Source organism: Salipiger bermudensis (assembly GCF_020171625.1).
GTDB classification, from domain to species: domain Bacteria; phylum Pseudomonadota; class Alphaproteobacteria; order Rhodobacterales; family Rhodobacteraceae; genus Salipiger; species Salipiger bermudensis_B.
Window position 1 is genome coordinate 476684 of the sequence record NZ_JAIUZY010000004.1, and the last position, 17789, is coordinate 494472.

A 17789-nucleotide genomic window follows, 5' to 3' on the forward strand; every position below is an offset into this window, starting at 1 on the left:
GACCTCACGCAAGCCCCGATGCCGGACGACCTGATCGCGCCGGCATCGGACATCCTCGACCTTCCGGCCCTTCGCGACGCGCTCTTCAGCCGCGTCGCGGAGGCCGACACCGAAGCACAGGTGCGCGCCATCGCGGTGCAGCTTCTGTCCGAGGCCCGCGATCATGGCCGCGCCGTCATCGCCGAGGCCTTCGCCGCCAAGCCCCGCGCCGCCTTCCCCACCACCGAAGCCTATGCCTGGCTGACCGATTGCATCGTGCGACTGGTCTTCGAGCTGGCCACCGTGCGGCTGCACCCGCTCAACACCCCGACCGAGGGCGAACGCCTGACGGTGATGGCGGTCGGCGGCTACGGCCGTGGCGAGATGGCGCCGGATTCGGACGTCGACCTGCTGTTCCTGACACCTTGGAAGATCACCCCGTGGGCCGAGAGCGTCATCGAGTCGATGCTCTACATCCTCTGGGACCTGAAGCTGAAGGTGGGCCACGCCTCGCGCACGGTGAAGGACTGCCTGCGCCTTGGCGGAGAGGACTTCACCATCCGCACCGCGATGCTCGAAACCCGGTTCGTCACCGGCCATGAGCCGCTGGCGCGCGAACTCGAGACCCGGCTCTGGGAGGACCTGTTCAAGGGGTCGGAGCGCGCCTTCGTGGCGGCCAAGCTCGAGGAGCGCGGCAACCGCCATCGTAAGCACGGCCTGCGCTACGTGGTCGAGCCCAACGTCAAGGAGGGCAAGGGCGGGCTGCGCGACCTGCAGTCGCTGTACTGGATCACGAAGTACATCCACCACACCGACGACGCCGAGGAACTGGTGCGCATCGGCGTCTTCCGCCGCGAGGAATACAACCTCTTCATGCGCGCCGAGGAGTTCCTCTGGGCGGTGCGCTGCCACCTGCATCTCGCAGCGGGGCGCGCGGTCGAGCAGCTGACCTTCGACATGCAGGTCGAGGTGGCGGAGCGCATGGGATATGTCGACCGCGCCGGACGGCGCGGCGTCGAGCTGTTCATGCAGGACTACTTCCGCCACGCCACCGCGGTGGGCGACCTGACGCGGATCTTCCTCACCGCGCTCGAGTCCGAACAGCAAAAGGATGCGCCGCTGCTGCTGCGCCTGTTCAAGCGCGGCCCGCAGGTCAAGGACGGCTACGAGGTGGTCAACAACCGCCTCGCCATCGCGGATGATACCGCCTTCCTCGCCGACAAGCTGAACCTGCTGCGCTACTTCGAGGAAGGGCTGCGCACGGGGCTGCTGCTGCACCCCCACGGGATGCGCCTGATCAAGGCCAACCTGCACCTGATCGACGACGAGCTGCGCTCGGACAAGGAAGCGCGGCGGCTGTTCCTCGACCTGCTTCTGAAGCACGGCAATCCCGAGCGCTCGTTGCGGCGGATGAACGAGCTTGGCGTCATTGGCGCCTTCATCCCCGAGTTCGAGCCCATCGTGGCGATGATGCAGTTCAACATGTATCACGCCTACACGGTCGACGAGCACACCATCCAGTGCATCGCCAATCTCAGCGAGATCGAGCATGGCGATCTGGTCGAGGAGCTGCCCGTCGCCTCGACGATCCTGAAAGATGGCGTCAACCGCAAGGTGCTCTACGTGGCGCTGCTGCTGCACGACATCGGCAAGGGGCGCGACGAGGATCACTCGGTTGTCGGCGCGCGCATCGCCCGCAAGGTGGCGCCGCGTCTGGGGCTGACCAAAGCGGAATGCGCCACCGTCGAGTGGCTGGTGCGCTATCACCTGCTGATGTCGGACATGGCGCAGAAGCGCGACATCGCCGACCCGCGCACGGTGCGCGATTTCGCCAAGGCGGTGCAGACCAAGGAGCGGCTCGACCTGCTGACCGTGCTCACGGTCTGTGACATCCGCGGCGTCGGTCCGGGGGTCTGGAACAACTGGAAGGCAGCGCTCCTGCGGGCGCTCTACCGCCAGACCCGCCGCGCGCTCGAGGACGGCATGGAGGCGCTCAACCGCGAGAACCGCGGCGCCGAGGCCAAGAAGGCCCTGCGCGAAGCGCTGGCCGACTGGGATGCCAAGGACCTGCGGGCCGAGACGGCGCGTCATTACGATCCCTACTGGCAGGGGCTGCATGTCACCGCCCACAAGGTTTTTGCCGAGCTGCTGCGCGATATCGGCGACACCGAGATCCGCATCGACATCCATCCCGACGAGGATCGCGATGCGACGCGGGTCTGCTTTGCGCTGGCCGATCACCCGGGCATTTTCGCCCGTCTCGCCGGGGCGCTGTCTCTGGTCGGCGCCAACGTCGTCGATGCGCGCACCTTCACCTCGAAGGACGGCTACGCCACGGCGGCGTTCTGGATTCAGGATTCAGAGGGTTCTCCCTACGAGGCGAGCCGCATCCCGCGCCTGCGCGACACCATCCGCAAGACCCTGATGGGCGAGGTCAGGCCGCGCGAGGCCATCCTGTCGCGGGGCAAGCTCAAGAAGCGCGAGAAGGCCTTCAACGTGCCGACATCCATCGCCTTCGACAACGAGGGCTCGGAGATCTACACCATCATCGAGGTCGACACCCGCGACCGTCCGGGCCTGCTCTACGATCTGGCACGGACGCTGTCGGAGGCCAACGTCTACATTTCCTCGGCGGTGATCGCGACCTATGGCGAGCAGGTCGTGGATACCTTCTACGTGAAGGACATGTTCGGCCTGAAGTTCTACACGCCCTCGAAGCAGAAGACCCTCGAGCGCCGCCTGCGTACGGCCATCGAGGACGGCGCCGCACGCATCGCCGGGAACTGACCGGGCGCCGAGGAAGGACGTGCGGCCCGTCCTCGGCCGCCCGCCCTGCCCGGCTTGTGATCGGCGCGGGTCCCACGGATTTGGAGCACTCTTAGTGTGCGCGATGGATACCGCTTTGCGCAAGGCAGCAGCGTCGAAGGAACGATGGGGATTGCGGAGCTTCCCGCCGACCTGCCGGGGGCCTCAGCGCTCCAGCAGGTGGAGCAGCTGCGCCTCCGCCCGGCGCAATCCGCTGACCTCCGGCGCCTCGCGCGAGAGCGTCGCGCGCGCTTCGGCCTCGCTCTCGGTAAGGGCGATCACGTCGGGATGGATGTAGGATTTGCGGGCGATTGCCGGCGTGTTGTGCAGCCGCTCTGAGGCCGCCTCGGACATCGCCTTGATCGTCACCGTCTCGGCCTCCAGCGCGTATTTCAGCGCCGCGGCGGTGCCGTTCCACGTGCGAAAGGTCTTCGCCGTCAGCGCGCTGTTGCCGGTGCGGTCGGCGAGAAAGGCGTTCACCTCCTCCGAGCGCACCGAATGAGGCGTGCCGTCCGTGTCCAGCCACGTGATGAGCTCGCGCCCCGGCAGATCGTGCAGGCCGGTCATGACGCGCTCGAGCGTGCGATCGCGCAGGACGCTTTCGATCTTGGTGCCGCCCTTGCCGGTGAAGTTCAGCCGCAGCACCCCGCCCTCGAGCGACATATGCGCGCCGCGCAGCGTGGTGGCGCCGTAGCTGCGGTTCTGCTTTGCGTAATCGGCATTGCCGACCCGGATGCCGGCCCGGTCGAGCAGCGCCAGCACCGCCGCCAGCGCGAAAGCCCGGTCGCCGGGGTCGCGGCCGCGCAGGTCTTCGAGGATGCGGCGCCGCAGTCCGGGCAGCGCGTGTCCGAACTCGGCCAGATGCGCGAATTTCTGGCGCGCGCGATGCTCGGTCCAGTCGGGGTGATAGCGATACTGCTTGCGCGACCGCGCATCGCGACCGGTGGCCTGCAGGTGCCCGTTCTCGCGCGGGCAGATCCACACTTTCTCGTAGGCGGGAGGCACCGCCAGCGCCTCGATGCGCCGCCGCTCGGGGCCGCGCTCGATCCGCGTTCCGTCCGGTGCGATGTATGAAAACCCGCGCCCGCACCGCCGTCGCGCAATGCCGGGGCGGTCATCGGGATAGTAGACGAGGTCGGGTTCTGGGGTCATGCGCCGAGAACGCCGCACGGCCAGCACCGGTTCCGCGGCGCGGCTCACGTCGCCGCGATGCGGTCTCCCTCGCGGTCGGCGGCCGCGCGCCGGGCGGCACCGCGTTTGGCCCACGGCACGTCGATGATGCAGTGCAGGCCGGTCGGGGTCAGCTCACGCACGAACCGGCCCTCGAGCTGGCGCTCGATCATCAGCGTCATCAGGCTCGAGCCGAAGCCCGGCACATCGAACCCCTCGCGCCTCAGCGGCCCGGCAACCGTCTCGATCCAGTCCAGATGCAAGAGACCGTCCGCGACCTCCCAGCGCACGTCGAGCACGCTGCCGGCGTCCTTGAGCGCACCGTACTTGGCCGCATTGGTCACCAGCTCGTGCACCACCATGCCCAGCGTCTGGCATTCCTCGGAACTGAGCGCCACCATGGGCCCGCTCATGTTCACCCGGATTTCGCCACCGCCGGAATAGGGTGCCAGTTCCTGCGACAAAAGCTGGCTGAGCGCCACCGGTTCCCAGCGCTGATCGGCGAGCAGAGAATGGTTCTGTGCCAGAGCGCCCAGCCGGTCGATCAGCTTGGCGCGCATCACCTCGGGCGCTTCGGGACGGGCCAGCCGCACGATGCCCTGCACCACCGCCAGAAGGTTGCGCGAGCGGTGATTGATCTCGTCCGACATCAGTCGCTCGCGCTCGGCGGCGCGGGCGCGGTCCATCACCGTCATCATCCGGGACAGCACCTGTTCCACCGTCTCCCGCTCGAGATCGGTCCAGTGCCGCGCGCTGCAGGAATGCACGAAAAGGATCGCCTCGGTGGCGCCGTCCTCGACCCACGGCACCGCCAGCGCGGCCTCGCAGTTCAGGACATCAAGCAGGGCCCGGTCGGAGGCCGTGCGGGACGAATCGGGTCCGTCGATCTGGATCACCCGCCCGTCCAGCAACTGTCGCCAGGCTACGTCGAGGAGCGGCGCTCGCGCGCCCCCGACCGGCACGGGCGACGCACCCTCGGCCACCCATTGCTCGATCACCGGCAGCTTGGCATTCGGACCGTCCTGCACCCGCTCGCGCAGGCCGACCCGGTCGGCGCCGAGATGCGCCCCCAGCATCGCAAGCGCGCGCCGTCTCAGCTCAGTCAGGTCCGTCACGTTGCGGATCACATCGCTCAGCTCGAGCAGGAAGCGGGTCTTTTCCTGCTGCAGGACCTGCCGCGTGGTCTCGTTGCCGGAGTTGAAGACGCCGCCGATGGAGCCGTCATCGTCACGGATCGGGGTGAAATTGTAGGTCCAGTAGGTCTCTTCCTCGACCCCGAAGCGCCGCATCGGCAGCATCTGGTCGCGGAAATAGACCCCCTCCCCGGTCATGATCGCCTCCGAGAACTGCGGCTCGATGATGTGCCAGATGTCCGACCAGACCTCCGCCGCGGGCTCGCCAAGACAGCCCGGGTGGCGCGGGCCGGGGATGTGCGACCAGCTGTCATTGTAGAGCAGACGCAGGTCCGGCCCCCAGTAGATGCAGGTCGGGAAGGCCGAGTTCAGCGCGATGCTGAGCGCCGAGCGCAGCGCCGCCGACCAGTCCTCGGACGGCCCGAGAGGATGTCCGGACCAGTCGAACTCACGGATTCGCCGGGCCATTTCGCTGGGGCCGGAAAGGAAGGATGTCTTGTCAAAGTTCGGAGACTGACGACGTAGCAACAAGTTCTCCAGTGTGAGGTCCGAGGCCAGACCCATGCCGCCACGCGACAGCATGGCTGGATTGAAAAGATAGGCACAAGCAGGCGGCCTTGCAAACGATATCACTGTTTAGTTTGGCAAAACCACCGCCCCACCCGTCCCACTTGCACGACGTAGGCACGTTTTCACAGGCCGCGTTAGGGGTGGCGGACGGCCCGCCCTTCAGCGCGGTCATGCCCTTCTACACAGGGTCAGCGGGCAAGGCGAACCTGACGGAGCGGCAGCCGCGGCGGTTGAGCGGGCCAGCGGCGTGAGGGCGGCGTTGTGTGGCTTGCGGGGGGGGCGTCCGAGGTGGCTGGTCATCGGCGACCCTCTTAACCGGATGGCGGACGATGTCTGCCGTCGCGGCTCAAGAGGCCTGTCTCAGCACGGCATTTCCGGCTCAATCAGGCATCGGTCCGAGCGCTCAGCGTGAGGGGGGCGCGATGCCCACCCTCACCAAAACGCCCGCCGGTCGTGGTTCGGGCCGACCGGCAGTCACCGGGCCAAAGATTTTTCGTACGAAAAATCTTCCAGCGCAGCGCTCATTCGGCGACGCAGTCGGCGAAGTAGTGGGTCCGCCCGTCCTCGCCGACTTCCGCGACAAGGCCGTGGATGTCGGTCTCGAAGCCGGGGCATTCCTGTGCGAAGGCCCGGTTGAAGCGCAGGTAGTCGACGATCTTCGCGTTGAACACCTCGCCCGGGATCAGCAGCGGAATGCCCGGCGGATACGGCGTGACAAGGCTGGTGGTGATGCGCCCCTCGAGCTCGTCGATGCCCACCCGGTCGGTCTTGCGCCGCGCAATGTGCGAGAATGCCTCGGACGGCGTCATCGCCGGGCGGTGGTCGCTGAGATAGATCTCGGTCGACAGCCGCGCCACGTCGTACTTGGCATACATCCGGTGCACGTGCTGGCAGAGATCGCGCAGCCCCATTTTCTCGTAGCGTGGCTGCTTGGCACAGAACTCCGGCATCACCCGCCACAGCGGCTGGTTCTTGTCGAAATCGTCCTTGAACTGCTGCAGGGCCGCGAGAAGCGTGTTCCACCGGCCCTTGGTGATGCCGATGGTGAACATGATGAAGAAGCTGTAGAGCCCGGTCTTCTCGACCACCACGCCATGCTCGGTGAGGTATTTCGACACGATCGAGGCCGGGATGCCGCTGTCGCCGAAATTGCCCTCGATATCGAGGCCCGGGGTGATGATCGTCGCCTTGATCGGGTCGAGCATGTTGAAGCCAGGTGCCATGTCGCCGAAGCCGTGCCAGCTGTCGCCGCCGCCGGTCTCGAGCCCCTCGGCATCGGTCTTCTTGAGCTCCCAGTCGCGGGTGCGGCCGATGCCCTCCTCGGCAAGATCGTCCGGTCCCCAGACCTTGAACCACCATTCATCGTCGCCGTATTCCTCGTCGACCTTGCGCATGGCGCGGCGGAAATCGAGCGCCTCGTCGAGGCTCTCCTCGACAAGTGCCGTGCCGCCCGGCGGCTCCATCATCGCCGCCGCCACGTCGCAGCTTGCGATGATCGAGTATTGCGGGCTGGTGGAGGTGTGCATCAGGTAGCTCTCGTTGAAGAGATGCCGGTCGAGCTTGGTGGTCTCGGAATCCTGCACCAGCACGTGGCTGGCCTGACTGATGCCGGCCAGAAGCTTGTGCACCGACTGGGTGGCATAGGTCACCGATTTCTCGGTCCGCCCCCGCTTGCGGCCCATGGCGTGATAGCTGCCGTAGAACGGATGGAAAGCGGCGTGCGGCAGCCAGGCCTCGTCGAAATGCAGGTTCTCGACCCAGCCGTCGAGCAGGCCCTTGATCACCTCGGTATTGTAGAGGACCCCGTCATAGGTCGACTGGGTCAGCGTCATGATGCGCGGCTTCACCGCCTCGGCGTCATAGCCCTCGAGCAGCGGGTTGTCGCGGATTTTGGCTTTGATCGACTCGGGCTCGAACTCGGCGCGCGGGATCGGCCCGATGATGCCCCAGTGGTTGCGGGTCGGACGCAGGAAGACCGGGATCGCGCCGGTCATGATAATCGAATGCAGGATCGACTTGTGGCAGTTGCGGTCGACCACCACCACGTCGCCCGGCGCCACGCTGTGATGCCAGACCATCTTGTTGCTGGTCGAGGTGCCGTTGGTCACGAAGAAGCAGTGATCGGCGTTGAAGATCCGCGCCGCATTGCGTTCGGAGGCCCCGATGGCGCCGTTGTGATCGAGCAGCTGGCCCAGTTCCTCGACGGCGTTGCACACATCGGCGCGCAGCATGTTTTCACCGTAGAACTGGTGATACATCTGCCCGATCGGGCTTTTCAGGAAGGCCACGCCGCCCGAATGCCCGGGGCAGTGCCACGAGTAGGAGCCATCCTCGGCGTAATCGAGCAGCTCCTTGAAGAACGGCGGCTGGATGCTCTCGAGATAGCTCTTCGCTTCTCGGATGATGTGGCGGGCGACGAATTCCGGCGTATCCTCGAACATGTGGATGAAGCCGTGCAGCTCGCGCAGGATGTCGTTGGGCAGGTGACGCGAGGTCTTGGTCTCGCCGTAGACATAGATCGGCACGTCGGCGTTCTTCCAGCGCACTTCCTCGATGAAGGAGCGCAGGTTGAGCACCGCCGGATCGAGATCCGGGCCGGGGGTGAATTCCTCGTCGTCGATCGACAGCACGAAGGCGCTGGCCCGGCTCTGCTGCTGGGCGAACTGGCTCAGGTCGCTGTAGCCGGTGACGCCCAGCACCTCGAAGCCCTCGCTCTCGATGGCGTCGGCGAGGGCACGGATGCCCAGGCCCGAGGTGTTCTCGGAGCGGAAATCCTCGTCGATGATGACGATGGGAAAACGGAACTTCATCTGCCTCTCCTCTCGGCCGGCATGACACGTGCCAACGTTGTTTCCGCCCCGGCCCGCCCCGTCAAGGGCCTGTGCGGGCCGCCGCCATACGGGCAGCGACAGCACGACAGGCACGGCGAGCGTGCTTGGCGAAGGGTCTGATTTTCGGGATCAAGTGGCAGCCCGTAGGGGAATCGAACCCCTCTTTCCAGGTTGAAAACCTGGCGTCCTAACCGATAGACGAACGGGCCACTCTGCGACGATCAGGTCGTCGACTTGCGCTTCGCTGGCAGCCCGTAGGGGAATCGAACCCCTCTTTCCAGGTTGAAAACCTGGCGTCCTAACCGATAGACGAACGGGCCAGCGCCGAAGCGTGACGCGGGTTTTAGGGAATTGCGTGCGCAGCCGCAAGCCCAATTTTCATATTTTTCTCACCTGTCTTCCGCCCTGCCCCGCGCGGAATATCGACTTTGTTCTCAGTCGCTTAGACTGCGTCGTGTCAGCCCTCCGCCGGGGCGGCATCCTCCAGCCGCATCTGCACCGAGCGCCGCCCGTTCCACTCGTTGATCTCGAGCCGCCCGGCGACGTGGAATCGCCGCCCCCGGTGATCGCAGAGCGCCTGCCCCAGAGGGCCGTCGAAGGCGCCGAAGCAGATCGCGTCGATCTTGGCCCCGAGCCCGTCTCCGAACGAGACCTTAAGATGCCCCGAGCCGACCTGTTTGGCAAAGCCCACCTGCACGTCCGGCATGGCAAAGCGCGGCGCGGGTGCGCCGGCGCCGAACGGGCCGGCCTGCTCCATCTGCTCGCAGAGTTCGATATTGGCCGCGCCCGGCATCAGCAGCCCGTCGAGTTTCAGATCGGCCGCGCCGCCCTGCCCCGCGCCCTGCTTGGCCAGCAGCTCGGAGAGCCGCTCCATCGCCGCCTCGAGCCCGTCGCGCGCCACCGTCAGGCCCGCGGCCATCTTGTGCCCGCCGCCCTTCAGCAGCAGCCCGTCCGCCGCCAGACGCTGGATGCTGGCGCCCAGATCGACACCCGAGACCGAGCGGCCCGAGCCCTTGCCCTCGTCGCCGTCGAGCCCGATCACCACCGCCGGGCGGTTGGTCAGCTCCTTGAGGCGCGAGGCGACGATGCCCACCACGCCCGGATGCCAGCCCTCGCCCGCGGCCCAGACCAGCGGCGCGTCGAGCCCGCGTGCCTCGGCCTGCGCCAGTGCCGCGGCGCGCACCGCCTCCTCGACCTCGCGACGCTCGGTGTTGAGCTGGTCGAGCCGCGCCGCCAGCGCCTCGGATTCGTGCCGGTCGCGGCTGGCCAGAAGACGGGCGCCGATATCGGCCTGGCCGATGCGGCCGCCGGCATTGACGCGCGGCCCCAGAACGTAGCCCAGGTGATAGGAGGAGGGCGCCGTATCGAGCCGCGCCACGTCCGAGAGCGCCACCAGCCCCGGCCGCGCACGCCGCGCCATCACCGCAAGCCCCTGCCGCACCAGCGCGCGGTTGACGCCCTTGAGCGGAGCGACGTCGGCCACCGTGGCCAGCGCCACCAGATCGAGCATCGCCATCAGGTCGGGGCCGCGCGTGCCCTCCTCGCGCATCTGCCGGCCACACTCCACCAGCATCAGGAACACCACCGCGGCAGCGCAGAGATGCGCCAGAGCGCCGTCCTCGTCCTGACGGTTGGGGTTCACCACCGCGACGCAATCGGGCAGCGTCTCGCCGCCGAGGTGGTGGTCGAGCACCACCACGTCCGCGCCCTTCGCCGCCGCGATCGGCCCGTGCGAAAGCGTGCCGCAATCGACGCAGATGATCAGGTCGTGCCCGGCGGCGAGCTTCTCCATCGCTGGCTCGTTGGGGCCGTAGCCCTCGTCGATGCGGTCGGGGATATAGAGCGTCGCACCGAGCCCCAGCTGGTGCAGCCAGTCGAGCAGCAGCGCCGCCGAGGTGCCACCGTCGACATCGTAATCGGCGAACACCGCGATGCGCTCGCGCCGCTTCACCGCCGCCAGCACCCGCGTGGCCGCCGTCTCCATGTCGCGCAGCGAGCGCGGGTCCGGCAACAGGTCGCGCAGCGTCGGCGCGAGATAGCCCGCCACCTCCGGCGCCTCGACCCCGAGCCGCGCCAGCACCTGGCACAGCCCGCGCGGCAGGTTGCTCTGCTGCGCCAGCGCCTCTGCCTGCCGCTCCTGCTCGACCCCCGGCCCGACCCAGCGGCGCCCGGTCAGCGATGCCTCGACCCCGAGATAGCTCATGCCCAATCGTTCCCCTCTGCCTGTCTCAGCCCTGCCATAAAGCGAAAAAGCAGGGAACGGAACGCCGCCCCCTGCTTCTTCACGTTTGCAAATACTCACGTCACGGCATCAAAGCCGGGCGTGGCGTCATTCGAACGGGTTGCGGTAGATCACCCGGCGGACCGAGCCGGTCTTCGAGCGCATCAGGATGGTCTCGGTGGTGATCCAGCCCGGCTCGCGCTTGATGCCCGACAGGATCGAGCCGTTGGTGACGCCGGTGGCGGCGAAGATCACGTCGGCGGTGACCATGTCGTCGCGCTTGTAGATCTTGTCGAGATCGGTGATCCCGGCCTTGGCGGCGCGGCCGCGCTCGTCGTCGTTGCGGAACATCAGCCGGCCATACATCTGGCCGCCCATGCACTTCAGCGCCGCCGCCGCGAGCACGCCTTCCGGCGCCCCGCCCGAGCCCATGTACATGTCGATGCCGGTCAGGTGCGCCTCGGCGCAGTGCATGACCCCGGCCACGTCGCCGTCGGTGATCAGGCGGATCGCCGCGCCGGTGGCGCGGATCTCGGCGATCATCTCCTCGTGGCGCGGACGCTCGAGCACGCAGCAGGTGATGTCGGTGGTCTTGCAGCCCTTGGCCGCGGCCAGTGCCTCGACCCGCTCGGTCGGGGTCATGTCGAGGGTGACGACATCCTCGTCGAAGCCCGGGCCGATCGCCAGCTTGTCCATGTAGACGTCGGGCGCGTGCAGCATCGAGCCGCGCGGCCCCATGGCGATCACGGTCAGCGCGTTGGGCATGTCCTTGGCGGTCAGGGTGGTGCCTTCGAGCGGGTCGAGCGCGATGTCCACGCCCGGGCCGGTGCCAGTGCCCACTTCCTCGCCGATGTAGAGCATCGGCGCCTCGTCGCGCTCGCCCTCGCCGATCACCACGACGCCCTTGATGTCGAGCTTGTTGAGCTGGTCGCGCATCGCGTTCACTGCTGCCTGGTCGGCAGCCTTCTCGTCGCCATGGCCGATCAGCTTGGCTGACGCGATCGCGGCCTGTTCGGCCACGCGGGCCAGGCCCAGAGACAACATGCGGTCATTGAAATCCGTGGGGATCGACATGGAGAGGTCCTTTGAAATGACAGTTGAAAGCGGTGTAGCGCGCGGGCGAGACGAGTGGCAAGCCCGCAGGCGCTAACAGCACCGGCGGGCCGCCGCTCAAGCCGGTGCAGGGGCCTGCGGGCAACGGATGGCGCCTCACACCTTGCGATGGCGGCGCGGCTGGGCCACATGGGACGGCATGAGCGATGTCTATTCCCCGCCCACGGGCGAGATCCCGGTCCTGCACGAGGACAGCGACCTGCTGGTCGTCGAAAAGCCCGCGGGCCTGCTGTCGGTGCCCGGCAAGGGGCCGGAGCTGGCCGATTGCCTGATCGCGCGCCTCGAGCGTGCCTTCCCGACGGTGCGGCTGGTGCACCGGCTCGACCGGGACACCTCGGGCGTGATGGTCTTCGCCTTGACCGCGCACGCCCAGCGTCATCTCGGCCAGCAGTTCGAGACCCGCAAGACCCGCAAGACCTATATCGCCCGTGTGTCCGGGCGGCTCGTGCCGAAAACCGGCAGCGTCGATCTGCCGCTGATCGTCGACTGGCCGAACCGGCCGCTGCAGAAGGTCTGCCACGAGACCGGCAAGCCCGCGCTCACCGAGTACAAGGTGACAAAGGCCAGCGATGCCGAAAGCCGCGTGCGGCTGCACCCGGTCACCGGGCGCAGCCATCAGCTGCGGGTGCACATGCTGGCGCTCGGACACCCGATCATCGGCGACCCGCTCTACGCCCCCGAGACCGCGGCGGACCATCCCCGCATGATGCTGCATGCCGAGGAACTGCGGCTGCACCACCCCGAAAGCGGCATCGGGGTGAAGTTCCGCGCCAAGGCCCCGTTCTGAGGCGGCGCGCGCGGTGGGGCGCGTGGGGCCATGAGTATTTATTGACGTAGAGAAGATCAGGGCAGTCCCAGAGTGGGCGCCCTTTTCTGAAAGGAGCGACCCGGCGGGGAGGCCGGGCCGTGAGTATTTATCAACGCAGAGAAGGCAGGAGCCGAGCGAGAGCGGTGGGGGCGCCGCGGGTGGTGCGGCCTCGCAGTGCTGTCTTCTGCAGCGGCGCGCCCGGCGGGAGCGTGGCGCCGTGAGTATTTATCGACGTAGAGAAGATAGGGCCGGGGCGAGACCGGTGGGGGCACCGCAGGAGGCGTTTCCTTCCAGTGTTGCCCTCTGCAGCGGCGCGCCGGGCGGGAGCGTCACGCCGTACGTGTGCCGGAACGTAGAGCCGTTCAGGACAGGGACGGAAGACGCGCCCCCGTCTGAAAGGAACGGCCCGGCGGGGAGGCCGGGCCGTGCGTGTTTGTCGACATTGAGAAAGCGTGAGCGCGGTGTGGGACGGCAGCGCTGCGCAGCCGCCCCGTGCGAAGGCTTACTCTGCGGCCCAGCCGCTGACCGCCTTGATCTCGAGGAAGTCGTGGATCCCGAGAATGCCCCCCTCGCGGCCGTTGCCCGACTGCTTCATGCCGCCGAAGGGCGCGCCGGGGGCACGGCTCTTGCCATTCATCTCGACCATGCCCGCACGCAGCTGGCGCGCCATCCGGTGGCGGCGGTCGACATCCTGGCTCTGGACATAGTTGGTCAGGCCGTAGGGCGTGTCATTGGCAACCTCGACCGCCTCGGCTTCGGTCTCGAACTTCATGATCGAGAGCACCGGGCCGAAAATCTCTTCGTTGGCGATGGTCATCTCGGGGGTCACGTCGGCGAACACCGTGGGGCGCACGTAGAAGCCCTTGTTGAAGCCCTCGGGGCGGCCCGGGCCGCCGGCGACGAGCCGCGCGCCCTCCTTGATCCCGGTCTCGATCAGCCCCTGGATCTTCTCGTATTGCGTCGCATTGACCACCGGACCGATATGCTTGCCGTCCTCGGAAGGAGCGCCCACCTTGACCGCCTGCGCGACGGCGGCGGCCTCTTCGACCACGCGGTCATAGATCGGCGCCTCGACCATCATGCGCGAGGGCGCGTTGCAGCTCTGCCCCGAGTTCTGCATCATGTGCTGCACGCCGCGCTTCACCGCCTTCTCGTCGGCGTCGGCGAAGATCAGATTGGCACCCTTGCCCCCGAGTTCCAGATGCACGCGCTTGAGCGTCTCGGCGGCGGTCTTCGAGATCGCGCGGCCGGCGCGGGTCGAGCCGGTGAAGCTCACCATGTCGACATCCGCGTGCCCCGAAAGCTGCGTGCCGACGCCCGCGCCGTCGCCGTTGACGAGGTTGAACACGCCCTTCGGGAAGCCGGCCTCGTCCATGAACTCGGCAAAGAGCAGCGCCGAGAGCGGGCTCTCTTCGGAGGGCTTGAGCACCATCGTGCAGCCGGCAATCGCCGCGGCGCCGACCTTCAGCGTGATCTGGTTCATCGGCCAGTTCCACGGCGTGATCAGCGCGCAGACGCCGACCGCCTCGTGGATCAGCCTTGTGTCGGCATAGGCGTCCGAGAACGGCGCCTCGAAGTCGAAGCTCTTGGCGGCATCGACGAAATTCTGCAGGTGGAAGAGCCCGGCACCGACCTGGTTGGCGCGCGACAGCGCAATCGGGGCGCCCATCTCGAGGCTCATGGCCTGCGCCAGTTCCTCGGCGCGGGACTTGTAGACCGCGAGCAGCTTTTCGACCAGCGCGATGCGCTCGGCTGCGGGCGTCGCCATCCAGCCCGGCAGCGCACGCTTGGCCGCGGCCACGGCGGCGTCGGTGTCGGCCTGCCCGCCAAGCGCGATGACCGCGCAGGGCTCTTCGGTTGCCGGATCGATCACCTCGTGGTCGCGCCCCGCGAGCGCTTCGGTCCACGCGCCATCGATGTAGAACTGACGCTTCTCGATCATGGGAGTCATCCTTCGTTGAGATTTGATCAAATTTCCCCGTGGCGGCACTCTGTCACGCGACCCGGCCCGCCGCAAGCCGGGGTCTTTACATCATGCATCGGGGATGTACGTAGGAGGCGGAGAGACCGTCCGACCCGGACGTCATGCAAGAGGAGAGTCCCATGGCACTGCGCATCAACGACGAGATTCCCAACCTTCACGTCGTCACCGACCTTGGCGAATACGACCTGCACGACTGGATCGGCGACAGCTGGGCGATCCTGTTCTCGCACCCCAAGGACTTCACCCCGGTCTGCACCACCGAGTTCGGTGCCGTGGCGCAACTGGCCGATGAATGGGCCAAGCGCAACACCAAGGTGATGGGCATCTCGGTGGACGGCGTCGAGGAACACAAGGGCTGGAAGGGCGACATCGAGCAGACCTCGGGCGCCACGGCCGGCTTCCCGATCATCGCCGACAACGACCTGAAGGTGGCCAAGGCGCTCGACATGCTGCCCGCCGATGCCTACCTGCCCGACGGCCGCACCCCGGCCGACAGCGCCACCGTGCGCTCGGTCTTCATCATCGCGCCGAACAAGAAGGTGCAGCTCATGATGACCTACCCGATGTCGGTGGGCCGCAACTTCGCCGAGGTGCTGCGCGCCCTCGACGGCCTGCAGCGCACCTACGAGCAGCCCCTGGCCGTGCCCGCGAACTGGGAGACCGGACAGGACGTGATCGTCGCGCTGTCGCTCGACGACGCGGCGGCGACCGAGAAATACGGCGAACTCGACATCAAGCTGCCCTACCTGCGCTTTGCCAAGAACCCCGCCTGATCGGCTCTGCAGCCGGAACGGAAAAGCCCCGGATCGCAGGATCCGGGGCTTTTTTCTGGCCTGTGCCCAAGATTTTTCGTCCGAAAAATCTTCACGCCGGTGTCGGGACCCCAAGATTTTTCGGACGAAAAATCTTGGGCGATCCGTTCAGAGCATCGGGTAGATCGGGAAGCTCTTGAGGAACTCGGTCACTTCACCGCGCACCTTGGCCTCGACCTCGGCATTGCCCTCCTCGCCGTTCGCCGCAAGGCCATCGACAACTTCGATGATCCAGTCGGCGATCTGGCGGAACTCGGCCTCGCCGAAGCCGCGGGTGGTGCCGGCGGGCGAGCCGAGACGGATGCCGCTCGTCACGGTCGGCTTTTCCGGGTCGAACGGCACGCCGTTCTTGTTGCAGGTGATGTGCGCCCGGCCCAGGGCCTTCTCGGTGGCATTGCCCTTCACGCCCTTGGGGCGCAGGTCCACCAGCACCACGTGGGTGTCGGTGCCGTGGGTCACGGTGTCGAGCCCGCCCTTGATCAGCTGATCGGACAGCGCCTGCGCGTTGGCGATGACCTGCTTGGCATAGGTCTTGAACTCGGGCTTCAGCGCCTCGCCGAAGGCCACGGCCTTGCCCGCGATGACGTGCATCAGCGGACCGCCCTGGATGCCCGGGAAGATCGCCGAGTTGACCTTCTTGGCGATGGCCTCGTCATTGGTCAGGATCATGCCGCCGCGCGGACCGCGCAGGGTCTTGTGGGTGGTGGTGGTCACCACATGCGCGTGCGGGAACGGCGAGTGATGCTCGCCCGCCGCCACGAGGCCGGCGAAGTGCGCCATGTCCACATGCAGGTAGGCGCCCACGCTGTCGGCGATCTCGCGCATTTTGGCGAAGTCGATCTGGCGCGGGATGGCCGAGCCGCCGGCGATGATCAGCTTCGGCTTGTGCTCGTTGGCCAGCTCCTGGACCTGGTCGTAGTCGAGCATGTTGTCCTGCTGGCGGACACCGTATTGCACGGCGTTGAACCACTTGCCCGACTGGTTCGGCTTGGCGCCGTGGGTCAGGTGGCCGCCGGCATCGAGCGACATGCCGAGGATGGTGTCGCCGGGCTGGATCAGCGCGGTGAACACGCCCTGGTTGGCCTGGCTGCCGGAGTTCGGCTGCACGTTGGCATACTCGCAGCCGAAGAGTTCCTTGGCGCGGTCGATGGCGAGGTTCTCGGCCACGTCGACCCAGTCACAGCCACCGTAGTAGCGGCGGCCCGGGTAGCCTTCGGCATACTTGTTGGTCATTACCGAGCCCTGCGCTTCCATCACGGCGCGGGAGACGATGTTCTCGGATGCAATCAGTTCGATCTCGTCGCGCTGACGGCCGAGTTCGCCGGTGATGGAGGCGAAAAGCTCGGGGTCGCGGTCGGAAAGCGACTGGGTGAAGAAGCCGTCATCGCGGTGCGGGGCGTTCATGAGGCAGGTCTCCGGTGTCATGGATTCGTCACGTGCCGACTACGTAAAGGAAAGCGACGCCTGCGCAAAGGGATCAAAGCGGCATTGTTCCGGTAGAGGGGCGACGGTACTGGCGGGTTCCGGGAAGTTATGATTGTTTCGGAACGGCGTGACAGCCCAAGGAAACCCATGTCGCTGAAAATTGCCTTCTGCGCGTCCAACGCGCCCATCGCACAGGCCGCGCTGGCCGGACTGACACGCTGCTACGGGAACCACGCCGAGGACGGCGCCGACGTGATCGTGGCACTTGGCGGCGACGGCTTCATGCTGCACACCCTGCACCGCACCGAGGCGCTGGCGGTGCCGGTCTACGGCATGAACCGCGGCACCGTCGGCTTTCTGATGAACGCCTATTCCGAGCACGCCCTCGAAGAGCGCCTGGCCGCCGCCGAGGAGGCGGTGATCAACCCGCTCTCGATGCGCGCGCACCGAGCCGACGGCAGCGAGCACCGGGCGCTGGCGATCAACGAGGTCTCGCTGCTGCGCGCCGGACCGCAGGCAGCACGGCTGGCGATCTATGTCGATGGCCGGCTGAGGATGCCCGAGCTGGTCTGCGACGGCGCGCTGCTGGCCACCCCCGCCGGCTCGACCGCCTACAACTACTCGGCTCACGGTCCGATCCTGCCGATCGGCGCCGATGTGCTGGCGCTCACCGCGGTCGCCGCCTTCCGACCGCGACGCTGGCGCGGCGCGCTGCTGCCCAAGACCGCCGACGTGACCTTCGAGGTGCTGGAGCCCGAGAAACGCCCGGTGATGGCCGAGGCCGACAGCCAGTCGGTGCGCGACGTGCTGCGGGTCGAGATCCGCTCGGAACCGAAGGTGGCGCACCGGGTGCTGTTCGATCCGGGCCACGGCCTCGAGGAGCGTCTGATCCGCGAACAATTTGTCTGAACGCCCGGAACTCCGGCCACGCGGCCCGC

At 67.2% G+C, this 17789-nt stretch carries 11 protein-coding genes and 2 tRNA genes; 4 read left to right on the top strand and 9 right to left on the bottom strand.

Going from position 1 to position 17789, the window contains the following annotated elements; all coding sequences use genetic code 11:
- Positions 1–18: 18 nt before the first annotated feature.
- Positions 19–2766, top strand: coding sequence for a [protein-PII] uridylyltransferase (locus LCM15_RS08905; protein ID WP_224855512.1), 2748 nt, complete (start codon positions 19–21; stop codon positions 2764–2766).
- Between the two features lie 183 nt (positions 2767–2949).
- Here LCM15_RS08905 and LCM15_RS08910 read toward each other — a convergent pair whose 3' ends face one another.
- From LCM15_RS08910 to glpX, 7 genes are all read right to left on the bottom strand, one after another.
- Entirely contained in the window at positions 2950–3936 is a 987-nt protein-coding gene (locus LCM15_RS08910) for a DNA topoisomerase IB (RefSeq protein ID WP_224855514.1), read from the bottom strand.
- Between the two features lie 44 nt (positions 3937–3980).
- The gene (locus LCM15_RS08915; RefSeq protein WP_224855516.1) at positions 3981–5555 is read right to left on the bottom strand and encodes a sensor histidine kinase; all 1575 of its coding nucleotides are present in this window, start codon (positions 5553–5555) and stop codon (positions 3981–3983) included.
- A 623-nt stretch (positions 5556–6178) separates the two neighbouring features.
- Positions 6179–8467 (bottom strand): arginine/lysine/ornithine decarboxylase, encoded by a 2289-nt coding sequence (locus LCM15_RS08920; protein ID WP_224855518.1) that lies wholly within the window; start codon positions 8465–8467, stop codon positions 6179–6181.
- 155 nt (positions 8468–8622) lie between these two features.
- A tRNA-Glu gene (locus tag LCM15_RS08925) sits at positions 8623–8697 on the bottom strand.
- A gap of 36 nt (positions 8698–8733) precedes the next feature.
- A tRNA-Glu gene (locus LCM15_RS08930) sits at positions 8734–8808 on the bottom strand.
- 137 nt (positions 8809–8945) lie between these two features.
- The gene (gene recJ / locus LCM15_RS08935; RefSeq protein ID WP_224855520.1) at positions 8946–10691 is read right to left on the bottom strand and encodes a single-stranded-DNA-specific exonuclease RecJ; all 1746 of its coding nucleotides are present in this window, start codon (positions 10689–10691) and stop codon (positions 8946–8948) included.
- 126 nt (positions 10692–10817) lie between these two features.
- Positions 10818–11783, bottom strand: a complete 966-nt coding sequence (gene glpX, locus LCM15_RS08940; protein ID WP_224855522.1) for a class II fructose-bisphosphatase — start codon at positions 11781–11783, stop codon at positions 10818–10820.
- Between the two features lie 178 nt (positions 11784–11961).
- Between glpX and LCM15_RS08945 the strand changes: the two genes are divergently transcribed.
- A complete protein-coding gene (locus tag LCM15_RS08945) occupies positions 11962–12609 on the top strand; it encodes an RluA family pseudouridine synthase (RefSeq protein WP_224855524.1) in 648 nt (215 codons plus the stop codon).
- A gap of 523 nt (positions 12610–13132) precedes the next feature.
- On the opposite strand, the gene LCM15_RS08950 is transcribed toward LCM15_RS08945, so the two are convergent.
- Complete coding sequence (locus tag LCM15_RS08950; RefSeq protein WP_224855526.1) at positions 13133–14572, bottom strand: aldehyde dehydrogenase family protein; 1440 nt, start codon at positions 14570–14572, stop codon at positions 13133–13135.
- A gap of 161 nt (positions 14573–14733) precedes the next feature.
- Between LCM15_RS08950 and LCM15_RS08955 the strand changes: the two genes are divergently transcribed.
- Positions 14734–15387: a peroxiredoxin gene (locus LCM15_RS08955; RefSeq protein ID WP_224855528.1), complete on the top strand. Its 654-nt coding sequence runs from the start codon at positions 14734–14736 to the stop codon at positions 15385–15387.
- A 147-nt stretch (positions 15388–15534) separates the two neighbouring features.
- Here LCM15_RS08955 and glyA read toward each other — a convergent pair whose 3' ends face one another.
- Complete coding sequence (glyA, locus tag LCM15_RS08960) at positions 15535–16830, bottom strand: serine hydroxymethyltransferase (protein WP_224855726.1); 1296 nt, start codon at positions 16828–16830, stop codon at positions 15535–15537.
- A 168-nt stretch (positions 16831–16998) separates the two neighbouring features.
- Between glyA and LCM15_RS08965 the strand changes: the two genes are divergently transcribed.
- A complete protein-coding gene (locus LCM15_RS08965) occupies positions 16999–17760 on the top strand; it encodes an NAD kinase (RefSeq protein ID WP_224855530.1) in 762 nt (253 codons plus the stop codon).
- Positions 17761–17789 lie beyond the last annotated feature (29 nt).

What these genes read in the sequence shown, in the direction of transcription:
- LCM15_RS08905 (WP_224855512.1), top strand. Translation starts at nt 19, where the DNA reads ATGCCGGACGACCTGATCGCGCCGGCATCGGACATCCTCGACCTTCCG.
- LCM15_RS08910 (WP_224855514.1), bottom strand. Translation starts at nt 3,936, where the DNA reads ATGACCCCAGAACCCGACCTCGTCTACTATCCCGATGACCGCCCCGGC.
- LCM15_RS08915 (WP_224855516.1), bottom strand. Translation starts at nt 5,555, where the DNA reads ATGGCCCGGCGAATCCGTGAGTTCGACTGGTCCGGACATCCTCTCGGG.
- LCM15_RS08920 (WP_224855518.1), bottom strand. Translation starts at nt 8,467, where the DNA reads ATGAAGTTCCGTTTTCCCATCGTCATCATCGACGAGGATTTCCGCTCC.
- recJ (WP_224855520.1), bottom strand. Translation starts at nt 10,691, where the DNA reads ATGAGCTATCTCGGGGTCGAGGCATCGCTGACCGGGCGCCGCTGGGTC.
- glpX (WP_224855522.1), bottom strand. Translation starts at nt 11,783, where the DNA reads ATGTCGATCCCCACGGATTTCAATGACCGCATGTTGTCTCTGGGCCTG.
- LCM15_RS08945 (WP_224855524.1), top strand. Translation starts at nt 11,962, where the DNA reads ATGAGCGATGTCTATTCCCCGCCCACGGGCGAGATCCCGGTCCTGCAC.
- LCM15_RS08950 (WP_224855526.1), bottom strand. Translation starts at nt 14,572, where the DNA reads ATGATCGAGAAGCGTCAGTTCTACATCGATGGCGCGTGGACCGAAGCG.
- LCM15_RS08955 (WP_224855528.1), top strand. Translation starts at nt 14,734, where the DNA reads ATGGCACTGCGCATCAACGACGAGATTCCCAACCTTCACGTCGTCACC.
- glyA (WP_224855726.1), bottom strand. Translation starts at nt 16,830, where the DNA reads ATGAACGCCCCGCACCGCGATGACGGCTTCTTCACCCAGTCGCTTTCC.
- LCM15_RS08965 (WP_224855530.1), top strand. Translation starts at nt 16,999, where the DNA reads ATGTCGCTGAAAATTGCCTTCTGCGCGTCCAACGCGCCCATCGCACAG.